This is a genomic window from Natronorubrum marinum, assembly GCF_052040125.1.
Taxonomy (GTDB): Archaea; Halobacteriota; Halobacteria; order Halobacteriales; family Natrialbaceae; genus Natronorubrum.
In genome coordinates this window covers 1072664-1086656 of record NZ_JBPPFV010000001.1, presented here as the reverse complement: position 1 = coordinate 1086656, position 13993 = coordinate 1072664, and the positions used below count along the sequence as shown (strand labels likewise).

Sequence of the window (13993 nt, the reverse complement as noted above, 5' to 3'; positions counted from 1 at the left end):
TCGGGCCGACCCGACGAGGTCGGCTCCAGCAAACTCTTTTCGCTGGCCGCTCGAGTCGAGGTGCAACGGCCGAATCGAACCGCTCGACCGACCGTGATACCGCTAGTCCGAACTCGAGACCGTCTGGCTCGGCGGCGACGTTCTCGCCCTACGATCCCGGACGAGCAGCCAGCACGAACACAGGAAACCGATCGCGACGGTGCCGGCGAGAATGCCGAAGGCGATCCGGTAGCCAAACTCCGTGTAGGCGACGGTGCCGCCGACGGTCTCGCCGGTCTGATAGGCGTCGAGGGCCATCCCCATCACCGTCGGGAGGATCGTCCCGCCGACGAAGCCCGCCGTGTTCACGGTCGCCGTCGCGACGCCGCTGGCGCCGGCCGGATACCGTTCTTTGACGACCGACAGCGAGAGCATCGCGGCCCCAAACAGGAAGCCACACGCCAGATAGGAGACGGCGATGACCGCGAGCGGCGGTCGGCCGAAGACGGGAACCGCGGCGAGCGCGACCGCAAACAGCCCGATCCCGACCGTCATCGGCAGCAGCCGCTGGCCCTGTCTGTCGGAGAGCCAGCCGATGGTCGTCGGACCGAACAGCACGCCGATCGACGCGAGGAGCGTGAAGTACGACGCCGTCGTGACGTTCAGGTCGTAGACCACGACGATGTACGGCACGCCCCACATCCCCACCAGCGTCAGCATCGCGCCGTTGCCCGCGAAGAACACGATCGAGAGCAGCCACTGGTCGACGTCTCGCACGAGCGTCCGCAGGTGGCCGCCGATCTCCTCGAGCGAGACCGACGGCTGTTCGGGGACGCCCTCGATCGGCTCCAGTCCGGCGTCGGCCGGCGACTGGCGCGCGAGGACGTAGACGGCTCCGGCCGCAACGAAGCCGACGGTCGCGAGGCCGAGCATCGTCTCCCGCCAGCCGAACAGCCCAACGGTAACCGCGAGCGGCGTCGTCGCGAGGATCGCGCCGAGACCGGCCACGCTGCCGGTCAACCCGGTCATCGTCGCGAACTCGTCGGCGCGGTACCAGTTCGCACAGAATCGCAAAATCGAGACGAAGATGACGCCGCTGCCGAGACCGATAAGCGCGCGCGAGCCGAACGCCGCGAGATAGCTCCCGCTGAGCGCGAAGCCGACGGCCCCGGCGCTCAGGACGACGGCCCCGATCGAACCGACGTACCGCGGGCCGAGTCGGTCGGCGAGGACGCCCGTGGGAATCTGGATCGCCGCATAGATGAGGAAGAACGAGGCGTGCAGCGTCCCGAGCTGTGCCGCCGTCGTCCCGAAATCGGCGGTCAGCCGTTCCGACAGTACGGCCGTCGACAGCCGGTGGAGATTGACGAGCAGGAAGACGATCACCAGCGCACCCCACGCGAGCCATCGGCGTTTCGTCGGATCCGACAGGACGTTCACGTCGACACTGTTTCTCAGGCGGGGTGGTAAGAATTGCGAGATACTCGCGCGGCTGGCGGAGCGTGATTCGAGACCGAAACACCGCGGCGACGACCGACCTCGAGTCACGCTACGGCGACCCACGAGTCATGCTAAAGCAACGAACGGCGCGATGCCGACGGCTCCTCGGGAGTTTGTGGTTGCTGAAGAATGCGGCCGAAAACCGGATCAGATACGGCCGACGTTCTCGACGCCGACGCTTTCGACGCCCTCGACTTCCGAGAAGTTCTCCTCGACGGTCTCCGTCCCGCCCGAGCCGTCGGGGACGATCACGGTGGGATAGAGGGCGATGAGCCCGAACGCGACGTCTTCGCGTTCGACGCCATTGATCTTCGCACCCTCAGGGAGGGCGCTCTCGAGGCGCTCCTGGAGCGCGTCCAGGTCGATCTCTGGGCTGTCCGGCATGACCTTGATTTTGGCAGCTACTTTTCCCATGGCTATCTTACGGGCCGGTGAATCCGCAGTCGGGGCACTCGTAGAGGTTGCTCTGCTTGCGGCACTTGGCACAGCGGTAGATCTGGGCGCCACAGTCGGGACACTTGAACGCGGCGGCGTTCGTGCCCGCGATGTTGATCCCGCAGGAGACGCAGGATCGGGTCTGCTTGTCGTCCGTCGTACTCATACCCCTTCCTTCCCGCCCGCCGTTTTTAACGGTTGTCTTTTGGGGGCTCGAGACCGGTACGCTGCCCGCGGTGCGTGTTGACGAGTGGTATGGGACGGAACGCCCCAGCGTTTTCTGAGCCAGAAAACACCCGGCTGGGTACTTTATATTCCAGCCGAAAGAGAAGGATGAGGTTCGGTGGGTGAACGCCAGACCGGACCTCTGCCTCTGACATTCTGCGGTCGAACTGCAGCCGTCAGTCGTGCGGATGAAACCGCCGGACGGCTGCTTTCACCGCATCCTCGCGTCCGAGAAACGTCACTTTGTCTCCCTCCTCGAGCACCGTGTTCGCGCTCGGGACGGACGTCTCGCCCTCGCGCGCGATGACGGCGACGATACAGCCGTCGGGGATCTCGGCGTCCAGTTCGGCGATGGTCGACCCGCCGAGGTCGCTGGCAGTGACCGAGATCTCCTGGGCGTCGTGGCCCTCCCCGATCTGGGTCATCCACTGGGCGAGGGCGGGTCGTTCGATCTGATTGTCGAGCGACCACGCGGTCGCGCTCGAGACGTCGATGGCCCGGACGTCGAGCGTCTCGAAGGCGTCGACGTTTCCGGGCGTGTTGACCCGCGCGACGACGGTCTTGACGTCGTATTTCGTCCGGGCGAGCTGACAGACCAGCAGGTTCGTGTCGTCGTCCGCCGTCGTCGCGACGGTGATCTTCGCGTCCTCGATGCCGGCCTCTCGCAGCGTTTCGTCGTCGGTGCCGTCACCCTCGTGGGCGGTGAATCCGTCCCGCCGGAGATCCTCGACGATGTCCGGGTTCTCGTCGATCAGGACGACGTTTTCTCCGCGATTCTCCAGTCGTGTGGCGAGCGACCGGCCGACCCGGCCACCGCCGACGATGATAGTGCGCATTGGAATGACCTGAAAGTACTCCGCGATCTGGCGGGCGAGCCCCGCCTGCAGGACGACTGTGATGAAGATGACGAGAAAGATGGTGCCCGCGAGCGTCTGGGCGGCCTCGAACTGGCCCGCGGCCTCGAGTTCGATGGCGAACAGCGTCGCCACCGACGCCGGAATAATCCCCCGGGGACCGACGAACGAGAGGAACAGTTGCTCGTCGCGGCTGAACTGTCGGTCGGTCGCCGAAAGGGCGACGAGGATCGGGCGGATGAACAGCGTGACCGCGACGACGACGGCGATACCACCCGTTCCGAGCCCGATCAACGAGTCGAAGTCGATCAGCGCCGCGAGCGAGATGAAGACGAACGAGAGCACGATCAGCGTGAGGTCGCGGTTGAACTGCAGGATCTCCTCTCGGTGGGGGAGGTCGACGTTACCGAGGACGAAGCCGGCGGTCGCGGCCGCGGCCACGCCGGTTTCGGGGAACACCGACTCGGCGAGACCGAACGCAACGAGCGCGCCGACGAGCGTCACCAACCGCGCCAGCTGCGGCGCGTTCCCCGCCGGCGTCGTGGCATGGACGAGAATCGTTCGAACGATCAGCGCGACGACGATCCCGATACCGATCCCCGCCGCCAGCCGCTGGAGGAACGCCGGCGGAATCAGCTCCGGCGAATCCCCGACGACGAGGACCTCGAAGATGACGATCGCGAGCACGGCCGCGGTGACGTCGTTGAAGATCCCCTCGGCCTCGAGGGCGGTGCCGACGTGTTCCCGGAGCGTGAGCACCTCGAGCAGCGGGGTGATCACCGTCGGGCCGGTCGCTATCAACAGCGCGCCGATCAGAAAGGCGATGTCCCACTCGGTGCCGAGAAAGAAGCGGACCGCGAGCGCCGTTCCGACGAACGTCAGCGCCGCGCCGATCGTCATCAGCCGGATCACGGCCTGTGGGGCCTGCTCGAGTTTTTCGCGCCGGAGGTGAAAGGCGCCGTCGAAGATGATAATGGCGACGCTGACGCCGACGACGGTCGAGAGTCCGTCGCCGAACGTTTCGATGGTGACGAATCCGAACCCTTCCGGGCCGACGATAACGCCGATGACGATGAGAAAGAGCACGCTGGGGACCTGGAGGCGTTTGGCGAGCACCTGCGCACCGACGCCGAGTGCGAGGATCGCGATCACGACAGACAGGAGATCCACGGTGTAGAGAAGAGTACCACGGAGCAATACATAACGCCTCGGCCTATTTCGGACCCTGAAACGGTCCGATTCGGGACGGCCGCCCGTCGGCTCGCAACTCAACATTCAAACCCGGTCCCTTCCTACACGTTACCGAATGCGCCTCGACGACTACATCGAGGACCTCGAGCCCGACGAGGAGGCCGAGCGACGGCGCCTCGCGAAGGAGAAGTCCTACGCGATCACGGACCACTTGGAGGAGTTCGAGCAGCGGTTCGACAGCGCGCTCAGCGGCGACTCCCTCGTGGGGTCGACGGCGCCATCGATCTTCGTCGGCCGGTCGAACTACCCCGATATCCCCGTCGGACTCCTCTCGCCGGTCGGCGACGAGGACGCGGCCGAGGAGTACGTCACCGACGGCAACTGGTACCAGCAGGGGTACGACATCCCCGACGTGCTCCAGCGACGCACGGGGCTGTTGAACTCCAGCAAGCGCGCGAACGTCGACTCGCCGAGCATCGCGAGCCGACTGGCTCCCTCCGTCCACGACACCTGGGACGGGTTCGTGGGCGTCCAGCGCGAAGTTGCCATCGCCGGGAAACCGGTCGATCTCGAGATCGGACTGGACGCGAAACCGGATCTCGGTCTCGACGCGGGGACGGACGTCGCGACGCCCCGCGGTCCCCGTGCTAACGCCCGCAACGCGGAACTGCGCGAGAACCCCTACGTCCCCAAACAGGTCAAAAAGACTCTCGAGGACGACGACTGGCAGGCACAGGGCGCGATGACCTACCTCTATCGGCGCGGCTTCGACGTTTACGAGATCAACTCGATCCTCTCGGCGGGCGCGCTCGGCGAGACGAAACAGCGTCGCCTCGTCCCCACGCGCTGGTCGATCACCGCCGTCGACGATACGATCGGCCAGTACCTGCGCGGCGGCATCCGCACCGAACCCAGCATCGACGAGGTCCAAGTTTGGGCCAACGAGTACGTCGGGAACCGCTATTGGATCGTCCTCGCGCCGGGCAACTGGGAGTTCGAACTCGTCGAGATGAAAGCGCCCGGCAGCATCTGGAACCCAAACCCGAACGACGACGTCTGGCTTCAGAGCGCGTCCGAGGGGTACGACGGGCGCTCGAGCTACGTCGAGGAGACCGCCGGAGCCTACTACGCCGCCCGACTGGGGGTCCTAGAGTACCTCGAGTCGATCGGCCGCCAGGCGAAGTGTCTGGTCCTCCGGGAAGTGAGCGACGACTACTGGGCCCCAGTCGGCGTCTGGCAGGTCCGCGAGAGCGTGCGGAATGCCTTCGAGGGCGAATACGGCGAGGCCGAGACCTTTCACGAGGCCGTCGCGGAGGTCGCGACGCGGTTGCCGGTCTCCTACGCCCGACTCCGGCGAAAATCCGAACTTGCGGCGGGACTGCAAGCGAACCTCAGCGCCTTCTCGAGCGGCGGGAATCCGAGTCCCTAACTCGCTCGCGCCCCTCCGTTCGGTATGTCTCTCGCACTCGTCAGCACTGAACTCCTCACCGTGATAGGGATACTCGTCCTCCTCGTAGGAGTCCCGCTGTTCGTCGTCGCCGTCATCGCAGTCTTCTCAGCGTACGTGCAGTACGACGGCGAACGCTACCTCGAGGACCTCGACGCCGACGAGGGGTCGATGCGGGACGACGGGTCCAGATAGCGTCTCCGCGGCCGGCAAGATCGTCCTCGAGCGGTTCAGTCAGGCCTCGCCTCGAGCGGTTCGGTTACGCTTCTCCCCGAGCGGGTCGCCCGACTGGTCGTCGATGGTTTCAGTCGACCGGAAGGAGCGTCCTCGATCCTTCGATGAATAATTATGGATAATAAGACGTGTCTCTTTTATTCCCCGATTGCATATCTCGGCCGATGTCACTGGATTTCACTCCGACGACGATCGACGAACTCGATCCGGAGCGACGGCCCTCGTTCAGGCTCGCGCTCGTCCCGGTGTTCGCGGTCGTCGCCTTTCTCGGCGTGGGGTCTGCGGTACTCGGCCTCGACCCGCACGTCCCGCTGCTCTGGAGTATCGTATTTACGGGTGCCTTCGGTCACTACCTCGGCTACACGTGGGACGACCTCTACGACGGGATCTCGAACGGACTCCTGATGGGGCTTCAGGCAATCTTGATCATCTTCACCATCTACGCGCTCATCGCGACCTGGGTCGACGCCGGGACGATTCCGGCGATGATGTACTACGGCCTCGAGTTGCTGACGCCGGCGGTGTTCCTCCCCGCTGCGGCCGTCCTGGCCGCCGTCGTCGCGTTCGCGATCGGCTCCTCGTGGACGACGGTGGGGACCCTCGGCGTCGCGTTCGTGGGCATCGGCGCCGGCCTCGGCGTTCCCGGGCCGATGACCGTCGGTGCGGTCATCTCGGGCGCCTACGCCGGCGACAAACAGTCGCCGCTGTCCGATACGACGAACCTCGCGGCCGGCGTGACGAACACGCCGCTGTACGACCACATCCACCGGATGCGAACCGGAACGGCCGTCGCGTTCGGCATCGCGGTCGCGGTCTTCGCCGTGCTCGGCCTCCAGGCTAGCGGCGCCGTCTCGGCCGGCAGCGTCGGCGAGATCCAGTCCGCCCTCGCCGGAACGTACAACGTCTCGGTGCTGGCCTTCCTGCCACTCGTCGTCACCTTTGTCCTCGCGCTTCGCGGCTATCCCGCCCTCCCGACGCTCGTTGTGGGGACCATCGCCGGCGTCTTCACGTCGATACTTCTCCAGGGAACCGGCTTCGTCCCCGCGTGGGAAGTCTTCCTGAACGGCACCGAACCCGGAACGGGCTCGGAACTGGTCGACAACCTCCTCGCGACCGGCGGACTCACCGGCTCGGCCTGGACGATCACCGTCGTCGTCGCCGCGCTCGTACTCGGCGGCCTCCTCGAGAAGACCGGCGTCCTCGCGGTATTCGCTCACCGCCTCTCTCAGGGCGTCACCAGTTCCGGCAGTCTGATCGCCGGCACCGGCATCTCGGCGATGGCGATCAACGCGCTCACCGCCCAGCAGTACATGAGCATCGTCCTGCCCGGGATGACGCTGCGTAACCTCTACGAGGAGTTCTCGCTCGATAGCGAGGAGCTCTCCCGGGCCGTCGAGGCCGCCGGCACGCCGACCGGCGCGCTCATCCCGTGGCACGCTGGCGGCGTCTTCATGGCCTCCGCGACCGGCGTGCCGACGCTGTCGTACGCGCCGTACTACCTGTTCGGAATCCTCTCGCCGCTCGTGCTGTTCGCGATGGCTGCGACCGGATTCACTATCCCGACGACGTACCGATCCGAACGGCCACAGACGGCCGACTGATTACCGGTTTCGATCGCCGCCTCGCTGACTCTCGGCGGCTCGCAAGCGATCCGTGGCGAGTTGATCTCACGGCCACTGCGTTAATCCGCACTATCCGACTCCGCCGGCCGTTGCTTCGTGCCGGCCGCCGTCGCCGGCCCCTGGCTGGCCTCGAGATCGGTTGTGGACGATTGTTCCTCTTCCCCGAAGGTCACCCTGTTGAAGACGTTGAGTCCGGCTTTGAACACGGCGAGCAGAACCGGGCCGAGGAACAGTCCCATGATTCCGAGCAGGTAGATCCCGCCGATAACCCCGACGAGGACTACCGCCGGGTGCAGTCCCGAGCCGCGGTCGACGAAGATCGCCCGCAGGTAGTTGTCGACGATCGAGAGGACGGCGATGCCGTACAGGAGCATTACAGCCGCTGTAAGCGGATCGGCCGTGATCGCGAGGTAGACGACGGCGGGACCCCAGACCAGCCAGACGCCGACCGCCGGTAGGAACGAGACGACGATCATGACGACGGTCCAGAACGCCACGTTCGGGACGCCGAGCAAGTAAAAGCCCAGTCCACCCAGCAGGCCCTCGACGAGGGCAACGAGGACGTGACTGTAGATCACCGCCCAGGTGACGACCTCAATTTCGTCGAACAGTTCGTCGCGAATGTTGTCCTCGAGCGGCGCGATGTCGCTGACCCAGGCGACGAACTGGTCGCCGTCGACCAGCAGATAGTACAGGAGGAACACGAGCACGAGCAATCCGAAACTCATTCGAATGCTCGCGTTCAGGAGCCCGATCAGCTCCTGTAAGACGAGTTCGACGGAGCCGGAGAGCGAGCCCTCGATCTCAGCGATGAGTTCGGCCTCGAGTTCGTCGAGCACCGCCGCCTCGATGCCGAGTTCGAGGGCGACGCTCCTGAGTTCCTCGACGGCGGCGAGTTCGTCGAACTCGTCGAGAAACGAAAACACGGTCTGGAGCACGACGATCGAAAGGTAGATCAGCGGGACGACGGCGACAGCGATTGCGAACGCGGTGAGCGAGAGCGCCGAGGGCCGGGCGCCGATTCGCCTCTCGAGTCGCTCGTGGGCCGGGTAGAGCACGAACGCGAGGAGACCCGCAGCCAGCACGTACTGCAACAGCGGGGCGACCAGGAGGGCGCAGATCACGCCGAGAGCGACGAGCAGGAGGGCGAAAAACGCGGTTCGAACGTCCATACTGTCCAGTGAGCCGAACAATACGTAAAGATTGACATTTGGGGCGCGAACGATCTCGAAATTCCGAATGTGATGGCTCGAGGGCTCGAGCACGTCCTCGACGGCGTTCGTCGTCCTCGTCGGATTCGAGTCGTTCGGTGGGGAGAAGAGATCGGCAGTGCGGTCGTCGGTCGAGTCGGCAATAGTCGGTGCCGTCAATCAGTGACATCGGTGTCGACCGGGTCGACAGCCGCTCGCGGCGTCAGTCGGTGACGTCGGTATCGACCGAATCGAACCGCTCGAAGGCTTCTTCGGTGAGGTTTCCGGTGGTATCGATGATGTCGTCCCACGCCTCGTTGTCCGGGGCCGTGCCGAGCAGTCGGGCGACCTTCATGATCGAGAGGTGGTAGACCCGCTGGCGACCCGGCTCCTCCTGCCAGACGATCATGTTGCAGGGAAAGAACCCCCCGATCTTCAGCGTCTCGTCGAGCGCCTGATCGGCGATGGATGGATTGCAGGCCCCGAGCACGTAGTAGGGGTCTCTGTCGGCGTCGACCTTCTCGTTTAGCAGTTTCGAGGGTGAAAATTCGACGGGGATACCGAAGCCGACGTCCTCACAGACCTCGCGAACGTGCTCGATCGCTTCCTCGTGGTCCATCTCGAGGACGGCCTGTTTCTCGCCGAAATCTTCGGGATCGATCGTGGCGGGATCGATTGGCAGTGACATACCCACCCTTCGCCGTCGCGGCTCAAATACGTGTGGTCGGCCCGCTATTCGAGGTCGGATGCGACGCCGATCCCCTCATTTCGAGGCAACTGGCGGAAAACCGGATGCAACCCGCCAAAAAATCGGCACAAACCGAGGTAACGAACTGACTGGTTGATATCGGTGACAGTCCTTCGAACTGCCGTGATGAATCGATACCTACTCGCCCTCGTGATTGCCCTCGTCGTCCTCTTCGGAGCGACGGCGACAGTAACAGCACAGCCGAACAATGGGGCGGCAGCCGACGGTGACGGCCCGCCGGTCGACCTACCGGGACCGGTTCCCGACTTCGTGTCCGATCTCCTCGGCGCGATTAGCGACTTTGTCAGTGGCGTTCTCACCGCGCTGAGTGAGGCCGTCCAACGTATCGTCCCCGGTGTTAGCGGTGCTCCACCGGCCGGGGTATAAGAAAATAGGCGAGAATACCTGACAGGTGTTCACAGAGTCCGATTATTTTAAGCGGCCGTAGTAGCAGGGTCGCGTATGAATCGAGGCGTCGGTCTGCTGGTCCTGCTCGTCTGTGTCGGGACCGTCGTGGCCGCCCCGATTGCGACCGCACAATCGAGCGGTAGCGATTCCGCCGGTGCACTCGGAGAGCCCGAAGAGATCGACGCCGACGAGACGCGTCTCGATATTTCGCTGCAATCAGATGGGAGCGCGGAGTGGACCGTCGAGTTCTGGGTTCGCCTCGACGACCAAGAGAGTACGGAAGCCTTCGAATCCATTAGGGACGACATCGACAACGATCCGGAGCCATATACGGAACGGTTCGCAGAACGTATCGAGAACACCGTTTCGACGGCGACCGCCGCGACGGAGCGAGAGATGACGGTCGACGAGTTCGCCGTCGAAACCAGCCGACAGTCGCTCGGCTCCGAGTACGGCGTCGTTCGGTACTCGTTCCGCTGGACCGGGTTCGCCGCCACCGACGGTGACGAACTCCACGCGGGCGACGCGATCGAGGGACTGTACCTCGACGACGAAACGCGGTTGTCGATCGGGTGGCCCGAGGAGTACGAACTCGTCTCGGCCGACCCCGACCCGGACGACCAACGTGACCGGACCGTCATCTGGCACGGAAGCGAGACCGACTTCGTCTCCGGGGAGCCCCGCGTCGCCGTCTCCGCCGGTGGACTCGGCCTCGCAACGATAGCCATCGGTGCAGCCGCGGTCGTCGTCGCCATCGGTGCCGGTGGGATCTGGTGGTACCGAACTCGTTCGTCCACCGCGAGCGAATCCACCGACGCACCCACGTCACCGGCCGCTGGGGAAGCGAGCGAGGCCGATTCCCGGACGGCAGCCGCGGGGACCGACGCCACGCCCGATCCGCGGGATGACCTGCTCAGCAACGAAGAACAGGTTCTCCGTCTGCTCGAGGAGTACGACGGGCGAATGAAACAGCAGACCGTCGTCGAGGAACTGGAGTGGACCGACGCGAAAACGAGTAAGGTCGTGAGCACCCTCCGCGAGGAGGGAAAGCTGGAATCGTTCCGTCTCGGACGCGAGAACGTGCTGTCGCTTCCGACGGACGACGAGACCTCAGATACGGCAGCCGACTCGATACAAAACGGGTGAGCGACCGTCGTCGGCACGGTGTCAGCGGGTAGCGATCGGACTCCAGCGATTTGCTTGTCGGTGGCAGTGAGCGGTCGGTGCTGTCGCATCGATCTGAGAAACACAGTGGAGCAGTCGCAATCTATTCCCGGCGGGAATTGACGCCGTCGAACACGCGTTCGCGCTTCGCGCGTGTAACTCGAGAAATCGCCAGACTGAAACGGTTCGAAAATGGGAGAAAACGTCGGAAACGGTCGTTGAACCGGAGTAATCAACTCGAGTGTATATCTCCGGATGGCACATACGATGGGATGTCATGAGACGAATAACGACGATCACACTGGCGGTCGCACTCGTTGTCGCGTTGGCAGCGATGCCACTCGGCGCGGCGGGTGCCCTCGCGAACGGAGACGAACAAAACCAGGACGACACCGAATCGATTGCCCCCGGCGAACAGCTAACCGGGGCCATCGGCGTACAGGAGGCGGAGCTTCAGGGTGAGCTCTCGGAGCGAACCTACGGCATCGCACTCGCGAACGCACAATCCGAGGACGAGCGAGCGGACGTCGTCGAGAAGCAGTTCGCCGACGCTGAAGAGCGATTCGCCGAACATGAAGAGCGCCTCGAGGAACTCGAAGAGGCCCGCGAGTCCGGCGAGATCAGCGAAGGACAGTACCGCGCCGAAATAGCGACGATTGCCGCTGAAACGGCGACCGTCGAACGCCTCGCAGAGAATGCAAACGCAACCGCGAGCGAGTTGAACGAGTCCGTCCTCGAGGATCGAGGGATCAACGTGAGCGCGATTGCGGAGCTCCGTACTAACGCTGCCGAACTCGGCGGTAACGAGGTCGCCGCGATCGCACAGTCGATCGCCGGTGACAGCGTCGGCCAGTCACCCGTCGCTGACCGTGAGCCAGGGGCCCCGATAGACACGCCGGGCACGGACCGTGGCAACGATGCCCCGAAGCAGACTGAAACCGCTCCTGATCGCGACGCCGATGCCGGATCGGCTGGCGACGACGCGGACGAATCCAATTCGGCTGACGACGCAGACGTAGCAGACGATCCAGAATCCGGTAGCGACGACTCGGAAACCGAGCAGGAAGGACCCGACGACTACAGCGGTGACGAGTGACGCGGCGCGAACTCGCTACCGTGAGCGTCATTTCGCTGCTCCTCGTGAGCGCGTTCGCACTGCCAGCCGCGGCGTCGAGTCCGAACAGCAGTGAGTCCGCCGAGGAATCGGCGGTTCACGTTGATCTCGACGCGGACGGAGCTGCCACCGTATCGTTGGTTTCGATTTACGATCTCACTGACCCGGACGAGCGTGATGCGTTCGAGACGCTTCGGGAGGACGACTCAACACAGGATGAGTTACTGGACCGGGCCGCCGATCGGTTCGATTCAGTTGCGACAAACGCGGAAACCAACGTCGAGCGTGAGATGACGGTGGTTGCCGAATCGGCCGACGTTTCCGTCTCCGACGATCGCGGAATCGTGACGCTCTCCGTAACCTGGGAGGGACTGGCGGCCGTCGAAGACGACACGCTCGTCGTCACGGAACCGTTCGCAAGCGGGTTCGACGCCGATCGGCCACTCGTCGTGACCGCACCAACTGAGGCGACGATCGAGTCGTCGACGCCGGAGCCGACGACGCAAGACGAGACTCGGGCGACGTGGGACGCCGAAACCGATCTCGACGGATTCGAGCTGACGGTTTCGGGAGCGGCGACGGCGAGCGACGACGCGAGCGATGGCACTCCCGGATTCACCAGGGGTGTTGCGCTCGTCGCCGTCGGCATCACCGTCGCCTCACTCGCCGCGAATCGTCGCTGATCGGTCGCTACTCAGTCGGTCACTGCTCGGGCCGTCCGTCCCGGTATCGGCCGCGATGGATGTCCTTCGGTTTTGAACTCGAGTCACAACGGAATCGGGAGCCACTCGAGAGACGTTAACGCCGTCGTCGGATCGAACAGCGGGTCGTGAACCACGAGCCAGTCGAGTAAGACGAGACCCGCACCGTGAGCGATCACGGATGGGAGAATGGAGTTCGACTCGTAGTCTACCGCCCCGAAGAGGATGTCGGTCGGTCCCGACAGCAGGAACTCGATCGGCGGTTTCCCGGCGTGGTGGATCATGTAGACGACGGGGCTGATGAGCACCGCTTTAAACCCGATCTCCTTGACGCCGACGCAGAGCAGACCGCGGTAGTACGTCTCGGCGGCTAGCGCCAGAATAAATAGCTGCACCGCGTGCGGCAGGAATTCGCCCAGCGCGGCCGAGGTCTCCCACATCGGATAGAACTCCCGAATCGTCGGCAGCGTCGAACCGATCAGGTAGAAGGGGAGGACGAACAACGAGAGCAGGACCGCGTTCCGGACCGCGATACGATCGATATTCCAGCCGATGTGGTTCCCGTGCGTGAGGCCCAGAGCGAGCGGGCCGCCGATCAGCAGGAATCCGTCGACCCAGACCCGTCGCTCGAGTTCGCCCGGAACCGTGTTCATCCACAGAATCGTCAAGACCGCACCGGTTAGCAGCGACTTCTGGACCCACGAGAGGCGATCGAACTGGTCGCGAAGCCACCGACCGCCGCTCCGGGCACCCTCGGTCGCCACGGATAGTTACTCGTCCGCCGTCGGAATCGGTCCGGTGCCGATAACCGCTCGAACGTGGTCTTCGAACTCCTGGTGGCGCTGAAAGTACGTCTCATCGACTTTCTCGAGGATGGTCGACAGTTCCCGTGGCCCGTCGGGCGTCCGAACGACGCTGTCACCCTCGAGTCGATCGATCTCGCTTTTCTCTTTGGGCCAGACCAGCCGGGACGTGACGCGGGCGAGGGGGGCACCCTCGACGGGGGTCGACTCTCCGAGTGTCACGGCTGGCTCCTCGTCGTCCTCGTCGCTCATGAACGGGGGTTTGCGAGCGCGTCGATTCAAGCTTTCGTTTCCGGAGGGGATGCCGGCGTCGATGGTTCGGGCTCGATTCGCCGGTCGCTCGGCCTGACAACGGTGGGGACCCCGTCAGTTCGGCGA

Annotated in this window: 15 protein-coding genes; 7 read left to right on the top strand and 8 right to left on the bottom strand. The window is 64.4% G+C overall.

All coding sequences use genetic code 11. The annotated features are described in order from the left end of the window. Positions 1–102: 102 nt before the first annotated feature. The 4 genes from ACSFC5_RS05450 to ACSFC5_RS05435 all read right to left on the bottom strand — a co-directional run bounded on the left by ACSFC5_RS05450 (position 103) and on the right by ACSFC5_RS05435 (position 4163). Positions 103–1419 carry an MFS transporter gene (locus ACSFC5_RS05450; RefSeq protein ID WP_440764228.1) on the bottom strand — a complete coding sequence of 439 codons (1317 nt, stop codon included), beginning with the start codon at positions 1417–1419 and terminating at the stop codon, positions 103–105. 207 nt (positions 1420–1626) lie between these two features. Next, complete coding sequence (locus tag ACSFC5_RS05445) at positions 1627–1893, bottom strand: elongation factor 1-beta (protein WP_440764227.1); 267 nt, start codon at positions 1891–1893, stop codon at positions 1627–1629. Between the two features lie 7 nt (positions 1894–1900). Beyond that, positions 1901–2080: an HVO_2753 family zinc finger protein gene (locus ACSFC5_RS05440; RefSeq protein WP_006090569.1), complete on the bottom strand. Its 180-nt coding sequence runs from the start codon at positions 2078–2080 to the stop codon at positions 1901–1903. Between the two features lie 235 nt (positions 2081–2315). Then, positions 2316–4163 carry a cation:proton antiporter domain-containing protein gene (locus ACSFC5_RS05435; RefSeq protein WP_440764226.1) on the bottom strand — a complete coding sequence of 616 codons (1848 nt, stop codon included), beginning with the start codon at positions 4161–4163 and terminating at the stop codon, positions 2316–2318. A 136-nt stretch (positions 4164–4299) separates the two neighbouring features. Between ACSFC5_RS05435 and nreA the strand changes: the two genes are divergently transcribed. From nreA to arcD, 3 genes are all read left to right on the top strand, one after another. Beyond that, positions 4300–5613, top strand: coding sequence for a DNA repair protein NreA (gene nreA / locus ACSFC5_RS05430; RefSeq protein WP_440764225.1), 1314 nt, complete (start codon positions 4300–4302; stop codon positions 5611–5613). Positions 5614–5637: 24 nt separating this feature from the next. Continuing rightward, entirely contained in the window at positions 5638–5826 is a 189-nt protein-coding gene (locus ACSFC5_RS05425; RefSeq protein WP_440764224.1) for a hypothetical protein, read from the top strand. 203 nt (positions 5827–6029) lie between these two features. Then, positions 6030–7466 carry an arginine/ornithine antiporter ArcD gene (arcD, locus tag ACSFC5_RS05420; RefSeq protein WP_440764223.1) on the top strand — a complete coding sequence of 479 codons (1437 nt, stop codon included), beginning with the start codon at positions 6030–6032 and terminating at the stop codon, positions 7464–7466. Between the two features lie 80 nt (positions 7467–7546). On the opposite strand, the gene ACSFC5_RS05415 is transcribed toward arcD, so the two are convergent. Both ACSFC5_RS05415 and ACSFC5_RS05410 read right to left on the bottom strand, forming a co-directional pair. Further along, the gene (locus ACSFC5_RS05415; protein ID WP_440764222.1) at positions 7547–8659 is read right to left on the bottom strand and encodes an AI-2E family transporter; all 1113 of its coding nucleotides are present in this window, start codon (positions 8657–8659) and stop codon (positions 7547–7549) included. Between the two features lie 241 nt (positions 8660–8900). Beyond that, positions 8901–9365, bottom strand: a complete 465-nt coding sequence (locus ACSFC5_RS05410) for a DUF302 domain-containing protein (protein WP_440764221.1) — start codon at positions 9363–9365, stop codon at positions 8901–8903. 186 nt (positions 9366–9551) lie between these two features. On the opposite strand from ACSFC5_RS05410, the gene ACSFC5_RS05405 reads away from it, so the two are divergent. From ACSFC5_RS05405 to ACSFC5_RS05390, 4 genes are all read left to right on the top strand, one after another. Further along, positions 9552–9812 carry a hypothetical protein gene (locus tag ACSFC5_RS05405; protein ID WP_440764220.1) on the top strand — a complete coding sequence of 87 codons (261 nt, stop codon included), beginning with the start codon at positions 9552–9554 and terminating at the stop codon, positions 9810–9812. Positions 9813–9887: 75 nt separating this feature from the next. Further along, the gene (locus ACSFC5_RS05400; protein ID WP_440764219.1) at positions 9888–10979 is read left to right on the top strand and encodes a helix-turn-helix transcriptional regulator; all 1092 of its coding nucleotides are present in this window, start codon (positions 9888–9890) and stop codon (positions 10977–10979) included. Positions 10980–11274: 295 nt separating this feature from the next. Further along, complete coding sequence (locus tag ACSFC5_RS05395; protein ID WP_440764218.1) at positions 11275–12093, top strand: putative sodium/potassium/calcium exchanger; 819 nt, start codon at positions 11275–11277, stop codon at positions 12091–12093. Between the two features lie 20 nt (positions 12094–12113). Next, positions 12114–12794: a DUF7345 domain-containing protein gene (locus ACSFC5_RS05390; RefSeq protein ID WP_440764217.1), complete on the top strand. Its 681-nt coding sequence runs from the start codon at positions 12114–12116 to the stop codon at positions 12792–12794. 83 nt (positions 12795–12877) lie between these two features. Here the strand turns inward: ACSFC5_RS05390 and ACSFC5_RS05385 are convergent, their stop codons facing one another. Together ACSFC5_RS05385 and ACSFC5_RS05380 are read right to left on the bottom strand one after the other, a co-directional pair. After that, a complete protein-coding gene (locus ACSFC5_RS05385; RefSeq protein WP_440764216.1) occupies positions 12878–13576 on the bottom strand; it encodes a CPBP family glutamic-type intramembrane protease in 699 nt (232 codons plus the stop codon). Positions 13577–13582: 6 nt separating this feature from the next. Further along, positions 13583–13867, bottom strand: coding sequence for a DUF5789 family protein (locus tag ACSFC5_RS05380; RefSeq protein WP_440764215.1), 285 nt, complete (start codon positions 13865–13867; stop codon positions 13583–13585). Positions 13868–13993 lie beyond the last annotated feature (126 nt).